Genomic DNA, 19,071 nt, shown 5'->3' with positions numbered 1-19,071 from the left:
GCCACAAGACCCGGCCCGGGACCATCCGGCCCCCGCCCGGGGACGCACCCCGGAAGGACGCCCTCTCCGGCCCGGGATGCCGACGGACCACTGGGCCGTGTGGCGGAACGTTCTGGACCGACAGGCCCTGGCCCGGCCACGGCTGCCGTCCGAGGATGGGAATCCGCGGAACGGCCCCCTGGGTGAGAGACGAGACGGCCGATGTACCCCGACGACGGATTCCGAGAACTGAGCCGGCAGGAGTGCCTGCGTTTCCTGCCCAAGGTGCCTGTGGGGCGCGTCGTGTTCACCCGGCAGGCACTGCCCGCGGTCCTGCCCGTCAACTTCGGCACGGCCGACGACGGGGCGGTGCTGCTCCGCACGTCGGTCGCCTCGGCCCTGGTGAGCGCGATCGCCGGGGCGGTGGTGGCGTTCGAGGCCGACGAATTCGACGCGCTCGCCCACTCGGGCTGGAGCGTCGTGGTCACCGGCACCGCCACCCTGGTCACCGATCCCGACGAGCACGCCCGGCTCCTGCGGGAAGGGCCACGCGCCTGGCACCCCGCCCCGGACGACGTCTTCGTCCGCGTGGCCCCGGAACTGGTCACCGGGCGCGAACTCGTCGACGGACGCACTCCGTACGGCGGCCGGCTCTCCACGTGAGGCATCGGTCCGCCGCGGGGAGGCGCGCCGGCGAAACAGTCAATGACCGGCTGGCACCAGGGTGTTGACGCTGGTCCGGCCGGTGAGGAAGTCCTCGACGTTGCGCACGGTCGTCTCGGCGATCTGGCCGACGGCGTCGCGGGTGAAGTACGCCTGGTGGGAGGTGACCAGGACGTTGGGGAAGGTCATCAGCCGGGCCAGGCGCTCGTCGGTCATCACCTCCAGGGACTTGTCGAGGAAGAACACCCCCGCCTCCTCCTCGTACACGTCCAGGCCCACGCCGCCGAGCCGGCCGGCACGCAGCGTGGCCAGCAGGGCGTCGGTGTCGACCAGGCCGCCGCGGCTGGAGTTGACCAGGACGGCGTCCGCCTTCATCAGGTCCAGCATCCGGGCGTCCACCAGATGGTGCGTGTCGGGTACCAGCGGTACGTGCAGGCTGACCAGGTCCGACTCGGCGAACAGCAGCTCGGGCGACACGTACTCCATGCCGAGCGCGGAGCAGCCGGGGTTCTCGACGATGTCCCAGCCGAGCAGGCGCATGCCGAAACCGTGGGCGATGCGGGCGAACGCGCCGCCGATCTTGCCCGTGCCCACCACGCCCGCGGTGCGGCCGTGCAGGTCACGGCCGAGCAGACCGTCGAGGCGGAAGTCGAACTCGCGCGTGCGGTGCGCGGCCCGGACGATGCGCCGGTCGACGGCCAGGGCCAGCGCCCAGGCGAACTCGGCGACGGAGTGGGGAGAGTAGGACGACACCCGGGCCACGGTCAGCCCGAGGTCCCGGGCCGCGGCCAGGTCGATGTTGTTGTAGCCGGTGGCCCGCTGGGCGATCAGCCGGGCGCCGCCCCGGGAGAGGTCCCGCAGCACCGGCGCGTCCAGCGTGTCGTTGACGCTGCTGAGCACGGTCTCGTGACCGGTCGCGGTGGGGGCGGTGTCCCGGTCGAGGAACAGCTGCAGGCACCGCAGCTCGTGCCGATCGCCGAACGCTCGGTCGAAGGCGGCCCGGAGCAGCGGCTGCTCGTCGGTGAGGACCCCGTACGCGATGATCTTCACGGCATTCCGCTCCCGCCTGACGAGGGGCCTGTCCCTCCAGCGACCATAGGCGGCTTTCCCCGCCCGCGCCCGGGCCGGCCGGTCCGGCGAACGGGGCCCGTCGGCCCTGGCGGAGCGTGCGGCCGCAACCCCGCCCGACCAGGCCCCACCCACTATCGTGAGGGGATGAGGCGCCCATCACGCCGCGTGCGCGGGACCGGTCGGAGGAGACGATGAGCGGGGAACGGCCCGGGCGATCCGAGCAGCACCTGCCCAAGCTGCGACTGGACGAACTGCTGGACGAACTCCAGGCGCGGATCGACGCGGCGCGCGGCACCCAGGACCGCGTGCACAGCCTCCTGGAGGCGGTGCTGTCGGTCGGGCGGGAGCTGGACCTCGCGCAGGCGCTCCGGCGGATCGTCGAGGCGGCCGTGGTGCTGGTGGACGCCGAGTACGGCGCGCTCGGCGTCATCGGTGAAGACCGCATGCTCTCCGAGTTCCACACCGTGGGCATCAGCGACGAACAGCGGGCCCGGATCGGCGACCTGCCCAGCGGGCACGGCATCCTGGGCGAGCTGATCCGCCACCCGGAGCCGCTGCGGCTGGCCGAGATCTCCGAGCACGTGTCGTCCTACGGCTTCCCGCCCCACCACCCGCCGATGCACTCGTTCCTGGGCGTGCCCATCCGGGTGCGCGACCAGGTGTTCGGCAACCTGTACCTCACCGAGAAGCGCGGTGCCGCGGAGTTCGACGCCGAGGACGAGTCGGTGCTGTCCACCCTGGCGGTGGCGGCGGGCGTGGCCATCGAGAACGCGCGGCTGTACGAGGAGACGCGGTTGCGCGAGCGGTGGCTGCGGGCGAGTTCCGAGGTCACCCGCGCTCTGCTGTCGGGCGCGCCGAGCACGGACGTCCTGGAACTGGTCGTGGAGCAGGCGCGGCGGATCGCCGGCGCCGATGCGGGGATGATCGCCGAGCGGGTGCCGGAGGAGAGCACCCTGCGGCCGCTGCTGGCCGTCGGGCTGGACGCGGAGCGGCGCAGCGGCCTGCTCATGTCCGGGCAGGACGGCTTCGTCGCCGCCGTGCTGACGACGGCGGAGCCGGCCGTGAGCGCGGACATCCGTCAGGACCCGCGGACCAGCGCGGACGACGCGCAGTGGGCCGGCCTCGGCCCCGTCGTCGGCGTGCCGCTGGGGGCCGGTGGCAAGGCCGGCGGTGTGCTGCTGCTGGGGCGCTCGGCGGGTCGTACGCCGTTCACGGACGCCGACACCCGCCCCCTGCGGGGGTTCGCCGAGCAGGCGGCCCTGGCGCTTGAACTGGCCGAGCGGCGCCGGGACGCCGAACAGATCGCGCTGCTGCGCGACCGTGACCGGATCGCCCGCGACCTGCACGACCTGGCCATCCAGCGGCTGTTCGCGGCCGGGATGACCCTGCAGAGCGCCCAGCGTTTCATCGACCACCCGGAGGCCGCGGAGCGGCTGTCGCGGACCGTGGACGACGTGGACGAAACCATCAAGATCATCCGCTCCACGATCTTCGGGCTGCGCGCGCAGGGCGGCGGCACACGGGAGGGGAGCGGCCTGCGGGGCCGGGTCTCGGACGCGGTCACGGCGGCGACCTCCGCCCTGGGCTTCGCCCCGGCGGTGCGGATCGAGGGGCTGGTCGACACGGACGTGCCGGGCGAGGTCGCCGACCACGCGCTGGCGGTGCTCGGCGAGGCGCTGAGCAACGCGGCCCGGCACTCCGGGGCGCGCTCCGTGGACGTGCACCTGAGGTACGCCCGGGGCGAGCTGACCCTCACGGTGGCCGACGACGGCCGCGGCATCCCGCCGGGCACCGCGCGCAGCGGGCTGCGGAACATGGAGGACCGGGCCGCCGCGCTCGGCGGTGAACTCCGCCTCGACGAGCGCCCGGAGGGCGGCGGGACACAGGTGGTGTGGCGGGTACCGGTACGGCCGGCGCCCGGCTGACCGCCGATCGCGGTACAGGTACGGCCGGCGCCCGGCTGACCGCCGATCGTCCGGCGGCGGGGCGTCAGCCGGCGGGCCGGGCCGGGCCGGTCGCGGGGTGCCCCGCGGCCGGGCTCAGCGCGCCGCGCGCCTGTCCGTCTCGGGCTGCTCCACCTGCGACGCGAGGACCGCGGCCTGGACGCGCCGCTGCACCCCGAGCTTGGCCAGCAGCCGGGAGATGTGGTTCTTGACGGTCTTCTCGGACAGGTAGAGCTTCCTGCCGATCTCGCGGTTGGTCAGACCGTCCCCGATCAGGACGAGGATCTCCCGCTCGCGCGGCGACAGACCCGCCAGCTCGGGGGCGAGCGCCGGTTCCTCGGACGGGTCGGCGCGCAGCGAGCGCATCAGCCGGGCGGTGGTCTCCGGGTCGAGCATGGACCGGCCGGACGCGACCGTGCGCACGGCCGAGACCAGGTCGGACCCCTTGATCTGCTTGAGCACGTAACCCGAGGCCCCGGCCATGATCGCGTCGAGGAGGGCCTCTTCGTCGTCGAACGACGTCAGCATCAGACAGGCCAGCTCGGGCATCCGGCTGCGCAGCTCGCGGCAGACGGTGATGCCGTCGCCGTCCGGCAGGCGTACGTCGAGCACGGCCACGTCGGGGCGGAGCGCCGGGCCCCGGGCCAGCGCGTGCCGGACGTTCTCCGCGTCCCCGACCACCGAGATGTCCGGTTCGGCGTCCAGCAGGTCCGCCAGGCCGCGGCGCACCACCTCGTGGTCGTCGAGCAGGAAGACCCGGATGGGGTGCTCCTCGGTGAAGGTGCGCGGCTCGCTCATGTCGGCCCCTCGTTCCTCGAAACGGCGCAAGCACGGACTGCGGCCGTCCGTCCCCACGATCATCACGTGCCGGGGCCCGGACGCACTAGGGCCGACCGGCCCAGTCCCACCGAGACGGCCAGCGTGCCGGCCGGTCCCCGTGCGGGACCAGTGGACCCCTGCACCGCCACGGTCCGTCGGGGGGACGCTCGAACCGTGAGCCCCTACTCCGGAGGTGGAGAGATGTCCGGCACGATCACTGTGGGTCTGGACGGTTCGCCCGAGAGCCGGGCCGCCGCCGAATGGGCGGCCCGTGAGGCGAAGCTGCGCGGTCTGCCGCTGAAGGTCCTCCACGTGTGGGAACCCGTGCCGGAACCCGTGGTCCAGGCCCCCCTGCTCGGTGCCGGGACCGGGCAGCGCTGGAGCGAGCGGATCCCTCGCGAGGCCACCGAGGGCCTCCGGCTGCGGCATCCCGGACTCCAGGTGACGGCCGAGGTCCTGACCGGCCGGCCCAGCGAGGTGCTCGGCGAGGCCGGCAGGAGCACCGAGCTGCTCGTCCTCGGCTCGCGGGGGCTGAGCGGTGTCGGCGGATTCCTGGTCGGGTCGGTCGGTCTCGCCGTGGTGGCGCACGCCGAGTGCCCAGTGATCCTGGTCCGGGCCGGTGAACAGGCGGCGGACGAGCACGAGAGGGACCCGGTCGGCATTCCGTCCGCCGCCACCCCGTACCGGCCCGTCGTCCTCGGCCTCGACACCGACCACCTCGACGCGTCGGTGATCGAGTTCGCCTTCGACGCGGCGGCCCGGCGCGGTACCGGCGTGCGGGCCGTGCACGGCTGGAAGCCGTCCCCGTACGACCTCTACGGCGGCGACGATGTCGTCCGCCGGGAGACCACCGCGCTCACCGAGGCGCTGCTCCCGTGGCGGGAGAAGTACCCGTCCGTCGACGTCGTCGAGGAGTCACGCTCGGGCAGCCCGGCGGGGCATCTGATCAGCGCCTCGCACGAGGCCTCCCTGGTCGTCGTGGGGCGGCGGATCCGCCGCAGTCCGTTCGGGGCGCACATCGGCCCCGTCACGCATGCCGTGCTCCACCATGCCGCCGCTCCCGTCGCCGTGGTCGCCCACGACTGACGGTCCACCGGCGCTCGTTCGCGCGGAAGGGCCCGCCCGGAGAGGATGAGGGGGATGGACCGGCCGATGGTCGTGGGCGTCGACGGCTCGGAGTCCAGCCTGCGGGCCGTGGACTGGGCCGCCGACGAGGCCGCGCTGCGCGGTGTCCCGCTGCACGTGGTGTACGCGTCGCTGTGGCAGCGCTACGAGCGGGCCGTCTTCCCCGCGAGCCAGGGGACCTCGGAGCGGATCCTCACCGACGTCCTCGTCGTCGCCGCGGCCAGACGTGCCAGGCAGCGGGTCCCCGGCACGAAGGTCACCACCGAGGTGGTGCCCGCCGGGCCGGTGCCGGTACTCCGCCGTGCGGCACGCAAGGCCTCCGCGCTGGTCCTGGGCTCCCGCGGCCGCGGGAGCGCCGCCGAGTTGCTGCTGGGATCGGTGAGCCTGGCGGTCGCCGGGCGCGCCGACGGCCCGGTGATCGTCGTGCGCGGCCCGCACGACGACCGGGCCGGGTCCCGGGCCCGGGGCGGCCACATCGTCGTCGGGGTCCCCGACCTGACGGCGGACTCGGAGGCGGTGCGCTTCGCCTTCCGCGAGGCGGGCCGGCGCGGCGTACCCGTCGAGGCCGTTCGGGCCTGGCACGCGCCCGCGCACGAGGCCACCGACCACCTGCTGCTCACCGGCGAACCGGCCCAGGCACACCGGCAGCGCGCCGTCGAGGCACTGGAGGCCGGGCTGCGCGCGCCGGCCGAGGAGTTCCCGGGGGTCGAGCTGCGCCGGCGGATCGTCGAGGGCCCGGCCCGGACGGCGCTGCTCGACGCGTCGGCCGACGCCGCCCTCCTCGTGGTCGGTGCCCGGCACCCGCAGGGCCGCTTCGGCCTCCACATCGGCCGCGTCACCCATGCCGTGCTGCACCACGCGTCCTGCCCCGTCGCCGTCGTGCCCGAGCGGGCGTGACCGCGCCGGCCCGTACCGCGGCGATCCGCCGGAGGCGCGCGGAGGCCGGTCAGCCGCCCGGCCCGTCTGCGGCGCCGGCGGTCAGCGGGCCGGCCATGTCCCGCGGCATGCCGGAAAGCACCTCGAAGACGCCCGCGAGGCCTGCGTGCCGCAGGGTACGGCGGAGAAAGGCGCTGCCGGTGACCAGACGCAGCCGGCCGTGCCGTGCCAGCACGCGGTTGCGCGCCCGGCACAGCACCCCGAACCCCACGCAGTCGACGAAGGACACGGCCCGCAGGTCCAGCACCAGGTCGGGGCTCGGACCGGCGGTCAGCAGGTCGAGGCGATCCCTCAGGGCGGGTGCCGTGAGCAGGTCGATCTCACCGCGCAGCGCCACGACGTGTGCCCGGCGTTCCGCGGACTGCCGGGCGGACCTGCCAAGGGTCTCGGACATGGTCCGAGGAAAGCCGGGCGGCACCGGCGGGCGACAGGGCCGTTCGGCCCTGATCCGGCGGGCCGAACGGGCCGTTCGTCGGCGCGAGGGGCGGGCCGGCGGGCGCGCAGGTACCCGGGGGAGGGGCCGACCGGACCAAGCGCGTCGCCGCGATCCGGGCCAAGCTGGAAGTGGGGTGAAACCGGTCGTGTCGGCCGCTCCAGGAAGGTGGGAACGCCATGAAGGCCTACGTCTTCCACGGTCCCGGACAGTCCGCCTGGGAGGACGTCCCGGACCCCGGGATCAAGGAGGCGACCGACGCCGTCGTGCGGGTCGACGCCGTCACCATCTGCGGCACGGACCTGCACATCCTCAAAGGCGACGTCCCCGAGGTACGTCCGGGCACGGTGCTGGGCCACGAGGCGGTCGGCGAGATCGTCGACGTCGGCGGCGACGTGCGCACCGTGCGCCCGGGCGACCGGGTGCTGGTCTCCTGCATCACCGCCTGCGGCCGCTGCCGCTACTGCCGGGAGGGCATGTACGGCCAGTGCCGGGGCGGCGGAGGCTGGATCCTCGGCCACCTGATCGACGGCACCCAGGCCCAGTTCGTGCGCGTGCCCCACGCCGACCTCTCCGTGCACCCGCTGCCCAGCACGCTGGCCGGTAAGGACGCCGTGCTGCTGGCCGACATCTTCCCGACCTCCTACGAGGTCGGCGTGCTGAACGGGCACGTGCGGCCCGGGGACACCGTCGCCGTCGTCGGCGCCGGACCCGTCGGGCTCGCGGCCGTCGCCACGGCCCGGTTGTTCGCGCCCGAGCGGATCGTCGCCGTCGACCTCGCCGCCGCCCGGCTGGACGCCGCCAGACGACTCGGCGCGGACGCGGTCGCGGACGCCCGGGAACTCCCCGAGCAGCTGATCGCGGACCTCACCGACGGGCTGGGCGCCGATGTGGTCGTCGAGGCCGTGGGCGTCCCGGAGACCTTCGAACTCTGCGCGCGCGTGGTGCGGCCCGGCGGCCACGTGGCGAACGTCGGCGTGCACGGCAAGCCCGCGACCCTGCACCTGGAAGACCTGTGGATCAAGAACGTCACCATCACCACCGGCCTGGTGGACACGTACTCCACGCCCACGCTGCTCCGGATGGCGGCGGCCGGCCGCCTGCCCACCGGACAACTGGTCACGCACACCTTCCCCCTGGCCCGGATGGAGGAGGCGTACGACGTCTTCGCCCGCGCCGCCGACACGGGGGCGCTCAAGGTCGTGCTGGGCGAGGAACCGCACGAGGAAGTCGTCCCCTATCAGGCAGTCCGATGAGCGAAGGAGGCGACGGGCCATGAGCGACGAAGCCCCGTCCCATGCCGTGGAGGGGCGCCCGGCGGGCGACCTCGGGCGGCGCATCAGCCAGCGGCGCACGGCACTCGGCCTGTCCCGGCAGGAGACGGCCGCGCAGGCGGGCATGGCCCCGGCCTATCTCCAGTACCTGGAGGAGCGGCCCGGGGCGGACCCGGGCGCGGGCACCCTGCTGCGGCTGGCCGGTGTCCTGAGGACGACGGTCTGGCACCTCACCGGGGGCGACACCGAGCTGCCGCCCGGCCTCGGACGGGCCGCTTGGGCACCGCGGTTCGCGGAGCTGACCGAAGCGGAATGCCGTGCGCTGCTCGCGACGCACGGAGTGGGGCGCCTCGCCGTCGCCGCGGACGCCGGTCCGGTCGTCTTGCCCGTCAACTACAGCGTCGTCGACGGGGCGATCGTGTTCCGCACCGAACCGGGCACGGTCCTCGCAGGGGCGGACGGCCGGCAGGTCGCCTTCGAGGTCGACCGCGTCGACGAGGCGTTCAGCGAGGGCTGGAGCGTCCTGGTGCGCGGACCCGCGAGGGCCGTGACGGATCCGGACGAGACGGCCCGCCTGGACGACCAGGCCTACAGCCCGCCCTGGGCGGGAGGCCGGCGCGAGCTGTGGCTGCGCGTCGAGCCCGTCGCCGTGACAGGGCGGCGGATCACCGTCTGAACGCGGCGGATCGCCGGTCCGAACGCGGCGGCTCGCCGTCTTGAGACCGGGAGCCACCGGGGGGGGCCGGTCGGACCATGCCGGTGGCCGGACCTCTGGGCCCGAAGGGGGCCGAACCGCCCCTCGCGGGCGGCCGCCGCCGGTGCGACGGTGGGAGTGGAGCTGCAGACTGCCCCGGTAGGCGGTGGGAGCGATGACGTGGGAACTGCCCCTGGTCGTGGGGGTCGACGGGTCGGACGGCAGCCTGACGGCGGTCGACTGGGCGGTGGACGAGGCGGCCCGGCACGGATGCCCGCTGCGGCTGGTCCACGGCTCCCTCTGGGAGCGGTACGAGGGCCGCACCCCGTCCGTCGGCGCGGGACGCCCCGCGGGGCAGGCGGGGGCCGACCACATCGTCGCCCCCGCGGCGGAGCGGGCCCGGCGGCGCCACCCCGACGTGAAGGTGTCCACCGACGTCCTCCTCGCCGACGCGGCGGACGCCCTCCTGCACGAGGGCAACAACGCCACCGCCCTGATCACGGGCTCGCGCGGGCGCGGCGAGCTGAAGGGGCTGCTGCTCGGATCGGTCGGGCTGGCCGTCGCGGCCCGTGCCCACTGCCCGGTGATCGTCGTGCGCGGCGACCGGGCCGGTCTGGCCGGTGCGCACGAGCGCGTCCTGCTCGGCGCCGGTGACGCCGAGACCGGTGAGGAGGCGACGCGCTTCGCCTTCCGGGAGGCCGAGGCCCGCGGGTGCGTCCTCGACGTGGTCCGGGCCTGGCGCTGCCCCGCGTCCGAGACGGCCGGCGACGCCGCGCTCGCCGAAGCAGCCGAGCGTGACGCGGAGGAGCGGGCCCGTCAGGAGCTCGACGAGCTGCTCCGCGAGGCCGTGACCGACCACCCGGCGGTACGCGTGCGTCGGACGACGGTCGAGGGCCCGGCCCGCCGGGTGCTCGTGCACCGTTCCGCAGCGGCCGACCTGGTGATCGTCGGAGCGCGGCGCCGCCACGGCCACTTCGGCCTCCAGCTCGGCAGGGTGGCCCACACCCTGCTGCACCACGCCGAGTGCCCCGTGGCCGTCGTGCCGCAGCGCGACTAGTCGTACCGCAGCGCGACTAGGGGAGGGCGACTATGGGGGGCGACGGTCTCACGCCGCGCACACCGGATTCAGAGTGACCGTGTGAGGCGTTCGACCCGGTCGTGGAGGTGCTCCACGTGGTGCTCGGACTCCGGCTTCATCAGGACGCTGCGCAGGATGCGCGCCCCGTCGCCGTCCGCTTCGACCTTGGGGTGGCGTGCGGTGAACGCCTCGTGGTCGGCCCTGAGGGTGCTGAGGAACACCGGATCGGGGTCCGCCATGCCGTCGGCCAGGACCCGTGCCGACGCCGCGTCGACGGCGGTGAGGGTCGCGGGCTCCACCACCGGGAAGTAGCCGACGATGTCCAGCTCGGGCTCCTGGTACAGCTCGAGCGCGTCCGAGGCGCTGATCAGCTCGGCCCACCGCAGGGCGGCGCGCCGGCCGGCCCCGAGGACGCGGCCGAGGCCGTCGGGCGTGGGCGGGAGGAGCTGGAAGGTGAGCCACAGGGCGGCGGCCGAGGCCCCGGCGCGTGAGCACTCCAGGCTGATCTCCCCGAGGTGGAGCTCGCTGGAGGTGAAGTAGGTGTACGGCGAGTCGTGGAGGTAGAAGCGGCCCACCTCGGGGTCGCGGAAGAGGACGGCGCCGCAGCCGTAGGGCTGGAGCCCGTGCTTGTGCGGATCGACGACGATCGAGTCGCACCGGGCGATCGCCCGCCAGGGCTCCGGCGGGAGCCCTTCGGGCCCGTCGGCGCCGGCCAGCAGGGTGAAGAAACCGCCGTAGGCGGCGTCGACGTGGAGCCGGACGCCGTAGCGGTCCCTGAGGGCCAGGGCGTCGTGGACCGGGTCGACGGCCCCCAGGCCGGTGGTGCCGGCGGTGAGGACGACCGTGCCCACCTCTCCCGTCCGCAGGACGTCCTCGAGCGCGTCGAGGCTGATGCGCCCCCGGTCGTCGGTGGGGATCGGATGGCCCTTCACGCCCAGGACGTGGCACATGCGGCCGTGCGTGTAGTGCGCGTCGGCGCTGTAGGCGACGCCCCGGCCGGGGTGGAGCTCCCGGGCGACGAAGAGAGCTTCGAGATTGGCGATCGTGCCGCTGGTGGTGAGGTGGCCGAGGTGGGTGTCGTAACCGAACATCGCGGCGAGCCGCGCCACGGCCTCGCGTTCCATGCGCGCGGTGGCCGGGCCGCCGTCCAGGGCGTGGTTGTTGGGGTTGATCAGCATGGTGGTGAGGTAGCCGACCACGGCCGCCGGGTGCGGTGGCTTGAGCATCTGGCCCGCGTAGTGCGGGTGGAAGAAGGGGTAGTTGTCCTTCAGCCGCCCGGTGAACTCCTTGAAGGCGGCGGCGAAGCGGTCGTCCTCGACGAGGAGGGACGGGTGCCGCTCGTAGGGCCCGAAGGTGTCGGCCCATTCCTGTATCGCGTCGTTGGCCCGGCCGAGCCAGTGCTGGAGGTCCACTGATCTCCCTTTCTGCCGCTCGCTGAGGGGGTGGGCCGCCACCATACGACTTTCGTTGACTACTCAGCAATTGACTGCTCAGTATTTGAGGAAACAGTAGGTGAAGTGGCAGTAAAGTCGGCCGGGTGAAGACGCCGAACCGAGACGACGAAGCCGCCCGCGCCGCCCGCAGTCCGCTCGTGCACGACTTCGGGCTGCTGATCAAGGCCGCCACCCGCCTGGAGCAGCGCATCGACACGGTCCTGCGGCGGCAGTGCGAGATCAGCCACACGATGTTCGAGGTCCTCATCAGGCTCTGCCGGGACCCGGGCGAAGAGGTCTCGCAGCGCCGCCTGGCCGACGACCTCACCCTCACCAGCAGCGGCATCACCCGTCTGATCGACCGCATGGAGGCGGCCGGGCTGGTGCGCCGCGTGCCCGCCCCCGAGGACCGCAGGAGCGTCCTGGTCGAGGCGACCGACCGCGGCCGGACGGTGTTCCTGCGGGCCGCCGCCGTCCACGCGGAGGTCGTCGAGAAGTACTTCGTCGCGCCGCTCGCCCCCGCCGACTACCGCCGGATGACCGGCGCGCTGGGCGAGATCGGGAAGTCCCTGGGCGACACCTGACGGACCTCAGCCGGATCCCTGACGGAGCGGGGCGAGTTCCGCGTCCATCTCGGCGAGGAAGCGGACGACGCCCTCCGGTTTCTCGGGACAGCGACGCCGCCAAGGCGACCGTCGAGCGGCTGCGCGCGAGGGTGCACGCGTCACCGGCGCCGAAGCGCTCGTCGGCGGCTGCACCGCGCAGCAGACTTCCTGATGTCCCCGGTCCGGGGGGAGGCGCTCGCGCACGGCGACCGGCAGGGCGTGCTGCGCGGGCTGACCACCACGGAAGGGGTGATCACCTCGGCGGGCGTGGTGCTCGCGGCGACGTTCGCGGCGCTGGTGGTGATCCCCCTGGCGTTTCTGGTGCAGATCGCGTTCATCGTCGCCTTCGGGATGCTGCTCGACACGCTCGTGGTCCGCTCGCTGCTGGTGCCCGCGCTGATGATCGACATCGGGCCGCACGCGGGGTGGCCTAGCGCCCTGGCCCGCCCGGCCCGGCCAGGGGCCGACGGCACGCCCGCGGCTGAGTCGTCCGGCGGCACCCGGGCCGTGCATCCGTGACGGGCGCCCCGCCGGAAGTGTTCACGTCGGGGCCGTGATCCGGCGGCACGGCACGGGGGTCGAGGCACGGGAGGCGCGACCATGGCGACGGAAGGGCAGCGGCTGCACTGCCTGGTCACCGGGGCGTCCGGGTACATCGGCGGGCGCCTGGTGCCGGAACTGCTGCAACAGGGGTACCGCGTCCGGTGTCTCGCCCGTACGCCCGGCAAACTGCGCGACCACCCCTGGGCGAAGCACGCCGAGACCGTCCAGGGGGACGTCACCGACCCGGAGTCGGTCGCCGCCGCCCTGCGCGGTGTCGACGTCGCCTACTACCTGGTGCACGCCCTCGGCACCGGCTCCGGGTTCGAGGACACCGACCGGGAGGCCGCCCGGACCTTCGCCGAGCAGGCGCGGATCGCCGGTGTGCGGAGGATCGTCTACCTCGGCGGGCTCACACCGCGGAACGTCCCGGAGCGGTCTCTCTCCCCGCATCTGCGGTCCCGGGCGGAGGTGGGGGAGACCTTCCTCGGTTCGCCCGTGCCCGCCACCGTGCTGCGGGCGGCCGTCGTCATCGGCTCCGGCTCGGCGTCGTTCGAGATGCTGCGCTACCTCACCGAACGGCTGCCCGTCATGGTCACCCCCAGCTGGGTGCACACCCGGATCCAGCCGATCGCGGTCCGGGACGTGCTGCGCTACCTCGTCGGGTCGGCGACCATGCCGGCCGACGTCGACCGGGCCTTCGACATCGGTGGCCCCGACGTCCTCACCTACCGGGACATGATGCTCCGGTACGCCGCCGTTGCCGGGCTGCCGCGGCGGTTCATCGTGCCGGTCCCGGTCCTCACCCCCCGGCTGTCCAGCCACTGGGTCGGCCTCGTCACCCCGGTGCCCGCCTCGATCGCCCGGCCGCTGACCGAGTCGCTGCGGCACGAGGTCGTCTGCCGGGAACACGACATCGCCCGTCACGTGCCGGACGCCCCGGGCCGGCCGCTGCCCTTCGACGAGGCGCTCGCCCTGGCGCTGCGCAGGGTGCGGGAGGCGCAGGTCGCCACGCGCTGGTCCTCGGCGTCGGTGCCCGGGGCGCCCAGCGATCCGCTGCCCACGGACCCCGACTGGGCGGGCGGCAGCCTCTACCGGGACGAGCGGCACCGGCCGGTCGACGCGTCGCGGGAGGCCCTGTGGCGGGTGATCGAGGGCATCGGCGGCGAGAACGGCTGGTACTCCTCCCCGCGGGCCTGGGCGGTCCGGGGCCGGCTGGACCGGTTCGCCGGCGGGGTCGGACTGCGCCGCGGACGGCGCGACACCGAGCGCCTGAGGGTGGGCGACTCGCTGGACTTCTGGCGGGTGGAGGAGATCGAGCCGGGGCGTCTGCTGCGGCTGCGCGCCGAGATGCGGCTGCCGGGCCTCGCCTGGCTGGAGATGCGCGCCGAGACCGACGACGAGGGCCGCACCCGCTACCGGCAGCGGGCCCTGTTCCACCCCCGCGGCCTGCTGGGCCACGCCTACTGGTGGAGCGTCGCCCCGTTCCACGCCGTGGTGTTCGGCGGCATGGCGCGCAACATCGCCCGGGCCGCGGCCGACGGCACGAGCGGACGCCGGGTCGCATCGCGCGCCCCCGGTATTCCGCGCATCCGGCGGCGCCGTGCCGGGCGAAAGACCCGGCAGCGGCAGACGTGATCCGCAGCACCGCACCACCTCACCAGGAGTGACGCCATGACCGTCGCGGTCGTCCTGTTCACTTCGCCTGCCGGCCGCGTCGCCCCTTCGGCGCATCCAAGACGCCGCTCCCCGTGGAAGCACTGATGTGCGGACGACCGGAACCGAGAAGGGGCAGCGCATGCTTGGACCGCGGCCGACGACGGCCGGACCGGCGGAAGCGGACGACACCCCGCGCACCGCCCAGCAGGCCACGCGGGCCGTGGAGCACGTCCTCGAGCGGGTGCTCGCGGAGCGCCTGCGGCAGGCCCGGGACACCGACGCGCTGTTCGCCCACGACATGGCGGACCGCGTCGCCGCGTTCGTCCGGCATGGCGGCAAGCGGCTGCGCACGGCGTTCGTGTGGTGCGGCTGGCGGGCCGCGGGCGGCTCGGGCGACGCCACCGAGGTCCTGCGTCTGGGCGCCGCCCTCGAACTGCTCCAGGCGTGCGCCCTCATCCACGACGACGTGATGGACGGCTCCCCCCTGCGCCGGGGCGCTCCGGCGATACACGTGGACTTCACCCGCGTCCACCGGACCGGCCGCACCTACGGCTCCGCCGAGTCGTTCGGGACGTCGGCCGCCGTCCTCGCGGGCGACCTGGCGCTGGCGTGGGCGGACGACCTGCTGACGGAGACGGCGCTCGGCACGCCGCGGGGCGCCCGGCTGCTCGGCGAGTGGCGGGCCATGCGCACCGAGATGGTCGCCGGGCAGTACCGCGACCTGAACGCGCAGGCGAGCGGCTCGTCCTGCGAGGAGGAGGCGCTGACCGTCGCCGTCCTCAAGAGCGCCCTGTACACGGTCGAGCGGCCCCTGGCGCTGGGCGCGTCACTGGCCGGTGCGGACGCCCGCACCCTGGGGGCGCTGCGGGCCGCCGGCCGGTGCGCGGGGCTGGCGTTCCAGCTGCGCGACGACCTCCTCGGCGCCTTCGGCGACCCGGCACGGACCGGGAAACCCGCCGACGACGACCTGCGCTCCCGCAAGCTCACCCCGCTCCTCGCCGTCGCCGTCCGGCTCGCCGAAGCCGTCGGCGACCAGGAATCCGCCGCGGTCCTGGCCCCGGACGCGGGCTCACGGACGGCACACACCGTCGAGGGGATGCGGGCGGCCCTGGAGCGGACGGGCGCCCGGGCGGAGATCGAGGCGCGGATCGGGGAACTGGCGGCGGCCGGTCTGCGCCACTTCGCTGCGGCCACCGCCGGGCCCGACGCCCGGCGGGAGTTCGCCGCCCTGGTCGAACGGGCCTCGGGCGTCGCCCCGCGCCCCGCCGAGGAGCTGGTATGAGGACGGTGACGGGGCCGACGGACCACGTCGTCGTGGTGGGCGCGGGACTGTCCGGCCTGGCGTGCGCCCTGCATCTGCTGGGCGCCGGACGGCGGGTCACGCTCGTCGAACGGGACGCAGGGCCGGGTGGCCGGGCCGGGCGCGTACGGCTCGGCGGCTACCAGGTGGACACGGGGCCCACCGTGCTGACGATGCCGCACCTGGCCGACGAGGCGTTCGCGGCCGTCGGCGACCGCCTCGACCGGCACGTCGAGCTGGTGGCCCTGCACCCCGCCTACCGGGCGGGCTTCGCGGACGGCACCTCGCTCGACGTGCACACCGACGGCGACGCCATGGAGGCGGAGGTGCGGCGCTTCGCCGGACCCGCCGAGGCGGCGGGCTACCGCAGGCTGCGGGAGTGGCTGGAGCGGCTGTACCGGGCGCAGATGCGCCGGTTCATCGACACCAACTTCGACTCGCCGTTCCAGCTCGCGCACCCCGACCTGGCCCGGCTGGCGGCGCTCGGCGGCTTCGGGCGGCTGGACAGCCGGATCGGCCGCTTCCTCACCGACGACCGGCTGCGCCGCGTCTTCTCCTTCCAGGCCCTGTACGCCGGTGTCGCCCCCGCCCGGGCGCTCGCGGCCTACGCGGTGATCGCCTACATGGACACCGTGGCCGGCGTCTGGTTCCCCAAGGGCGGCCTGCACGCGCTGCCCCGGGCGATGGCGGAAGCGGCGTCCGGTGCCGGTGCCGAGCTGCGCTGGTCCGCCGAGGTGAGCGCGCTGGAACGCCGGTCCGGCCGGGTGCGGGCCGTCCGCCTCGCCTCGGGGGAGCGCATCCCGTGCGACGCCGTGGTGCTCACCTGCGAACTGCCCACCGCGCACCGGCTGCTCGGCCGGACACCCCGGCGCCCGGTACCACTGCGGCACGCGCCGTCCGCGGTGGTCCTGCACGCGGGCACCGACCGCACCTGGCCCCACCTCGCCCACCACACACTGTCCTTCGGCGCCGCCTGGGAGCGCACCTTCGACGAACTGACCCGCTCGGGAGCGCTGATGAGCGACCCGTCCCTGCTGATCACCAGGCCGACGGCCCACGACGCCTCGCTGGCCCCGCCGGGCCGCCACCTCCACTACGTCCTCGCGCCCTGCCCCAACACCGACGTCGGCCCGTCCGCCGCCGCCTGGCGCGACCTGGGCCCCCGCTACCGCGACAGCCTGGTCGCCGAACTGGAGCGCCGCGGCCTCGACGGCTTCGCCGACAGCGTCGAGGAGGAACTCCTGGTGACGCCGCTCGACTGGACGGCCCAGGGGCACGCGGCGGGCAGCCCCTTCTCCGTCTCCCACACCTTCGCCCAGACCGGCCCCTTCCGGCCGCGCAACCTCGTCCGCGGGCTGGACAACGTCGTACTCGCCGGCTGCGGGACCACCCCGGGCGTCGGCGTACCGACCGTGCTGATCAGCGGCAAGCTCGCGGCCGCCCGGATCACGGGCGGCGCGGGACGCCGCCCTCCGGTGTCCCGGCCGCGCCCCGCCGTGCGGGAACTCCCGTCCGCCCCCACCCGAGCAGGTGCCCATGACCCGTCGTGAACTGGACGCCGCCGGTATCACCGACCCCGGCCTGCGCGAGGCCTACACCCGGTGCCGGCAGCTCAACGCCCGGCACGGCCGGACCTACTTCCTGGCCACCCGCCTGCTGCCGCTGGAACGCCGCTCGGCGGTCCACGCGCTGTACGGCTTCGCCCGCCGGGCCGACGACATCGTCGACGACCCGGACCGGCACCGGACCCCCGACGAGCCCGGTCTGCTGCTGACGCGGCTGGAGGGCGACCTCGCCCACGCGCTGCGCACCGGCGGCGGGAGCGACCCGGTGGTCCGGGCCGTGGCCGACACCGCCGACCGGTACGGCATCGAGGTGACGCACTTCGCCGACTTCCTCGCCTCGATGCGCGCCGACCTGACCGTCACGGACTATCCGGAATACGCCGACCTGCGGGCCTACATGCACGGCTCGGCGGCGGTGATCGGGTTGCAGATGCTGCCGGTGCTCGGCACGGTCGTCCCGCGCGAGGAGGCCGCCCGGCACGCCGCCGACCTCGGCGTGGCGTTCCAGCTCACCAACTTCCTGCGGGACGTGGGCGAGGACCTGGACCGCGGCCGCGTCTACCTGCCCGCGGACCTGCTCGCCGCGCACGGCGTGGACCGGCCGCTGCTGGAGTGGAGCCGGCGCACCGGACGCCACGATCCGCGGATCCGGGCGGCGTTCGTCGCGGCCGAGGCCATGACCAGGGAGGTGTACCGGGCGGCGGAACCGGGCATCGCGATGCTCGACCCGCGGGTGCGCCCCTGCATCGGCACGGCGTTCACGCTCTACGGCGGCATCCTCGACACGATCGCGCGGCACGACTACACGGTGCTGCACCGCCGTGCGGTGGTACCGCGCCGCCGACGGGCGGCCACCGCCGCGGCCGGGCTCCTCAAGGTGGCCGGCGCGCGATGGCGCGCGGCACCCGCGGCGGCCCCCGGCGCACTGGAACGGAAGGGACCGGGTCGTGGCTGAGCGAGCGGGCAGGGCAGGCTGGACGTCGCCGTTGCGGCGGCGCCGCGGACCGGACTGGGCGGAGCAGACGCCGACCTGGCGCGCGGCGCGGCCCGCGCTGATCGCCGACGCGCTGAAACGGGCGTCCGCCCGGCCCTCCGGGAACTGGTTCGTGGTCGGCGCCTCCCGGGACGTGCGCCCCGGCAGCCCCCACGGCAGGACCGTCGGCGGCGTCGAGGTGGTGCTGTGGCGGTCGGAGGCGGGCGACCTGCACGCGGGTTCCGGCATCTGCCCGCACCTCGGTGCTCCGCTGCGGGACGGCCGGGTGGTGTGCGGCACGCTGGTGTGCCACTGGCACGGACTGGCGCTGGACGGTTCCGCGGCCGCCGGCTGGCAGCCGTACCCCGTCCACGACGACGGGGTGCTGGTGTGGGTGCGGCTCGACGGGGTCGGCGGCGAGGAGCCGTCGGAGCGGCCCGTCGTTCCGGAGCGTCCCGCGCCCGGCACCGGGGTGGACGCCGTGTTCACGGCGGTCGGGCGGTGCGAACCGCAGGACGTGGTGGCCAACCGGCTCGACCCCTGGCACGGGTCCTGGTTCCACCCGCACTCCTTCGTCGACCTGACGGTCGCCCGCGCGCCCCGGGGCGACCAGGACGACGCCTTCGTCGTCGACGTCTCCTTCCGGGTGGCGGGCCGGCTGGTGGTCCCGGTGCGGGCCGAGTTCACCGCGCCCGGGCCACGCACCGTCCTCATGCGCATCACCGACGGCGAGGGCGCCACGTCCGTCGTGGAGACGCACGCCACGCCGCTGACGTCCGCGGCCGACGAACGGCCGCGGACAGCCGTCGTCGAGGCGGTCGTCGCCACTTCGGATCGGCGCGGCTTCGCCCTGGCCCGGGCCGCCGCCCCCGTGCTCCGCCCCCTGATGCGGCGCACCGCCGGGCGGCTGTGGCGCGACGACCTCGCCTACGCCGAGCGGCGCTGGACACTGCGCAGCACCGGACGCTTCCCCGGGTGACA

At 74.9% G+C, this 19,071-nt stretch carries 17 protein-coding genes and 1 pseudogene; 14 read left to right on the top strand and 4 right to left on the bottom strand.

Annotated features, from left to right (window positions below):
• Window positions 1-201 precede the first annotated feature (201 nt).
• Entirely contained in the window at window positions 202-642 is a 441-nt protein-coding gene (locus tag ABZ948_RS06010; protein WP_359757662.1) for a pyridoxamine 5'-phosphate oxidase family protein, read from the top strand.
• Between the two features lie 39 nt (window positions 643-681).
• Here the strand turns inward: ABZ948_RS06010 and ABZ948_RS06005 are convergent, their stop codons facing one another.
• Complete coding sequence (locus ABZ948_RS06005) at window positions 682-1,692, bottom strand: 2-hydroxyacid dehydrogenase (protein WP_359757660.1); 1,011 nt, start codon at window positions 1,690-1,692, stop codon at window positions 682-684.
• Window positions 1,693-1,904: 212 nt separating this feature from the next.
• Here ABZ948_RS06005 and ABZ948_RS06000 point away from each other — a divergent pair, with 212 nt between their 5' ends.
• On the top strand, window positions 1,905-3,638 hold the full coding sequence (locus ABZ948_RS06000) for a sensor histidine kinase (RefSeq protein WP_359757658.1): 1,734 nt from the start codon (window positions 1,905-1,907) through the stop codon (window positions 3,636-3,638).
• A 114-nt stretch (window positions 3,639-3,752) separates the two neighbouring features.
• On the opposite strand, the gene ABZ948_RS05995 is transcribed toward ABZ948_RS06000, so the two are convergent.
• Window positions 3,753-4,454, bottom strand: a complete 702-nt coding sequence (locus ABZ948_RS05995; protein ID WP_359757656.1) for a response regulator — start codon at window positions 4,452-4,454, stop codon at window positions 3,753-3,755.
• Window positions 4,455-4,676: 222 nt separating this feature from the next.
• Here ABZ948_RS05995 and ABZ948_RS05990 point away from each other — a divergent pair, with 222 nt between their 5' ends.
• Window positions 4,677-5,561, top strand: a complete 885-nt coding sequence (locus tag ABZ948_RS05990) for a universal stress protein (protein ID WP_359757654.1) — start codon at window positions 4,677-4,679, stop codon at window positions 5,559-5,561.
• Window positions 5,562-5,615: 54 nt separating this feature from the next.
• Window positions 5,616-6,497: a universal stress protein gene (locus ABZ948_RS05985; protein ID WP_359757652.1), complete on the top strand. Its 882-nt coding sequence runs from the start codon at window positions 5,616-5,618 to the stop codon at window positions 6,495-6,497.
• A 49-nt stretch (window positions 6,498-6,546) separates the two neighbouring features.
• Here ABZ948_RS05985 and ABZ948_RS05980 read toward each other — a convergent pair whose 3' ends face one another.
• Window positions 6,547-6,930: an STAS domain-containing protein gene (locus tag ABZ948_RS05980; protein ID WP_359757650.1), complete on the bottom strand. Its 384-nt coding sequence runs from the start codon at window positions 6,928-6,930 to the stop codon at window positions 6,547-6,549.
• 218 nt (window positions 6,931-7,148) lie between these two features.
• Here ABZ948_RS05980 and ABZ948_RS05975 point away from each other — a divergent pair, with 218 nt between their 5' ends.
• The 3 genes from ABZ948_RS05975 (at window position 7,149) to ABZ948_RS05965 (ending at window position 9,994) form a co-directional block, all read left to right on the top strand.
• Window positions 7,149-8,225, top strand: a complete 1,077-nt coding sequence (locus tag ABZ948_RS05975) for a zinc-dependent alcohol dehydrogenase family protein (RefSeq protein WP_359757649.1) — start codon at window positions 7,149-7,151, stop codon at window positions 8,223-8,225.
• 19 nt (window positions 8,226-8,244) lie between these two features.
• A complete protein-coding gene (locus ABZ948_RS05970; protein ID WP_359757647.1) occupies window positions 8,245-8,919 on the top strand; it encodes a helix-turn-helix domain-containing protein in 675 nt (224 codons plus the stop codon).
• Between the two features lie 193 nt (window positions 8,920-9,112).
• A complete protein-coding gene (locus tag ABZ948_RS05965) occupies window positions 9,113-9,994 on the top strand; it encodes a universal stress protein (RefSeq protein WP_359757645.1) in 882 nt (293 codons plus the stop codon).
• Between the two features lie 68 nt (window positions 9,995-10,062).
• Here the strand turns inward: ABZ948_RS05965 and ABZ948_RS05960 are convergent, their stop codons facing one another.
• Window positions 10,063-11,427, bottom strand: coding sequence for a pyridoxal phosphate-dependent decarboxylase family protein (locus tag ABZ948_RS05960; protein ID WP_359757643.1), 1,365 nt, complete (start codon window positions 11,425-11,427; stop codon window positions 10,063-10,065).
• Window positions 11,428-11,552: 125 nt separating this feature from the next.
• On the opposite strand from ABZ948_RS05960, the gene ABZ948_RS05955 reads away from it, so the two are divergent.
• The 7 genes and pseudogenes from ABZ948_RS05955 (at window position 11,553) to ABZ948_RS05925 (ending at window position 19,069) form a co-directional block, all read left to right on the top strand.
• Window positions 11,553-12,032, top strand: a complete 480-nt coding sequence (locus ABZ948_RS05955; RefSeq protein WP_359757641.1) for a MarR family winged helix-turn-helix transcriptional regulator — start codon at window positions 11,553-11,555, stop codon at window positions 12,030-12,032.
• Between the two features lie 186 nt (window positions 12,033-12,218).
• Window positions 12,219-12,572: pseudogene (locus ABZ948_RS05950) on the top strand (MMPL family transporter); the annotation flags it as partial.
• 81 nt (window positions 12,573-12,653) lie between these two features.
• The gene (locus ABZ948_RS05945) at window positions 12,654-14,231 is read left to right on the top strand and encodes an SDR family oxidoreductase (protein WP_359757638.1); all 1,578 of its coding nucleotides are present in this window, start codon (window positions 12,654-12,656) and stop codon (window positions 14,229-14,231) included.
• A 160-nt stretch (window positions 14,232-14,391) separates the two neighbouring features.
• Window positions 14,392-15,534 carry a polyprenyl synthetase family protein gene (locus ABZ948_RS05940; RefSeq protein WP_359757636.1) on the top strand — a complete coding sequence of 381 codons (1,143 nt, stop codon included), beginning with the start codon at window positions 14,392-14,394 and terminating at the stop codon, window positions 15,532-15,534.
• Window positions 15,531-17,102: a phytoene desaturase family protein gene (gene crtI, locus ABZ948_RS05935; RefSeq protein ID WP_359757634.1), complete on the top strand. Its 1,572-nt coding sequence runs from the start codon at window positions 15,531-15,533 to the stop codon at window positions 17,100-17,102. Before ABZ948_RS05940 ends, crtI begins: the two co-directional genes overlap by 4 nt.
• Window positions 17,089-18,072 carry a phytoene/squalene synthase family protein gene (locus tag ABZ948_RS05930; protein WP_359757632.1) on the top strand — a complete coding sequence of 328 codons (984 nt, stop codon included), beginning with the start codon at window positions 17,089-17,091 and terminating at the stop codon, window positions 18,070-18,072. Before crtI ends, ABZ948_RS05930 begins: the two co-directional genes overlap by 14 nt.
• Window positions 18,065-19,069, top strand: a complete 1,005-nt coding sequence (locus tag ABZ948_RS05925) for a Rieske (2Fe-2S) protein (protein WP_359757630.1) — start codon at window positions 18,065-18,067, stop codon at window positions 19,067-19,069. Before ABZ948_RS05930 ends, ABZ948_RS05925 begins: the two co-directional genes overlap by 8 nt.
• Window positions 19,070-19,071: the final 2 nt, after the last annotated feature.

The sequence above is a fragment of the Streptomyces olindensis genome, from assembly GCF_040645895.1.
GTDB classification, from domain to species: Bacteria; Actinomycetota; Actinomycetes; order Streptomycetales; family Streptomycetaceae; genus Streptomyces; species Streptomyces olindensis.
The sequence above is the reverse complement of the archived record's forward strand: the minus strand, read 5'-3'. Positions and strand labels throughout refer to the sequence as shown.

Coding starts and splice junctions, on each gene's coding strand:
- ABZ948_RS06010 (WP_359757662.1), top strand. CDS start 202: ATGTACCCCGACGACGGATTCCGAGAACTGAGCCGGCAGGAGTGCCTG.
- ABZ948_RS06000 (WP_359757658.1), top strand. CDS start 1,905: ATGAGCGGGGAACGGCCCGGGCGATCCGAGCAGCACCTGCCCAAGCTG.
- ABZ948_RS05995 (WP_359757656.1), bottom strand. CDS start 4,454: ATGAGCGAGCCGCGCACCTTCACCGAGGAGCACCCCATCCGGGTCTTC.
- ABZ948_RS05990 (WP_359757654.1), top strand. CDS start 4,677: ATGTCCGGCACGATCACTGTGGGTCTGGACGGTTCGCCCGAGAGCCGG.
- ABZ948_RS05985 (WP_359757652.1), top strand. CDS start 5,616: ATGGACCGGCCGATGGTCGTGGGCGTCGACGGCTCGGAGTCCAGCCTG.
- ABZ948_RS05980 (WP_359757650.1), bottom strand. CDS start 6,930: ATGTCCGAGACCCTTGGCAGGTCCGCCCGGCAGTCCGCGGAACGCCGG.
- ABZ948_RS05975 (WP_359757649.1), top strand. CDS start 7,149: ATGAAGGCCTACGTCTTCCACGGTCCCGGACAGTCCGCCTGGGAGGAC.
- ABZ948_RS05970 (WP_359757647.1), top strand. CDS start 8,245: ATGAGCGACGAAGCCCCGTCCCATGCCGTGGAGGGGCGCCCGGCGGGC.
- ABZ948_RS05965 (WP_359757645.1), top strand. CDS start 9,113: ATGACGTGGGAACTGCCCCTGGTCGTGGGGGTCGACGGGTCGGACGGC.
- ABZ948_RS05945 (WP_359757638.1), top strand. CDS start 12,654: ATGGCGACGGAAGGGCAGCGGCTGCACTGCCTGGTCACCGGGGCGTCC.
- ABZ948_RS05940 (WP_359757636.1), top strand. CDS start 14,392: ATGCTTGGACCGCGGCCGACGACGGCCGGACCGGCGGAAGCGGACGAC.
- crtI (WP_359757634.1), top strand. CDS start 15,531: ATGAGGACGGTGACGGGGCCGACGGACCACGTCGTCGTGGTGGGCGCG.
- ABZ948_RS05930 (WP_359757632.1), top strand. CDS start 17,089: ATGACCCGTCGTGAACTGGACGCCGCCGGTATCACCGACCCCGGCCTG.